The organism is Erwinia sp. PME.40.26/001, assembly GCF_055556675.1.
Map to the genome: position 1 here is coordinate 1 of NZ_JBVHNP010000262.1, position 260 is coordinate 260.

Sequence of the window (260 nt, forward strand, 5' to 3'; positions counted from 1 at the left end):
GCGCATCGACAGCTTCCGCGCCTCGCATCTGTCCGAACTCGACAAGCGCGCCCGCCGCGTCGCCTGGGGCGCGATCCTGCGGCGCGACGTAGCCGTCCGCGTCGAGGCGACGTGCAAGGCCTCCCGCATCTACCACTCCGGCGCGGCCGTGCAGCGCGTCGAAACCGCCATCCGCGAGGAACTCGGCGCGCCGATCTCGCGTGAGGCGGACGTCTCGATCCGCGCCCTCATCGAAAAGGACGTCTGCACGCTTTGGGTCG

The 260-nt window shown here is 70.8% G+C and carries 1 protein-coding gene; it reads left to right on the top strand.

Going from position 1 to position 260, the window contains the following annotated elements; genetic code table 11:
- The coding region (locus ACZ3HG_RS24115) for a THUMP domain-containing protein (RefSeq protein WP_465334955.1) at nucleotides 1-260 on the top strand (260 nt) is incomplete at both ends.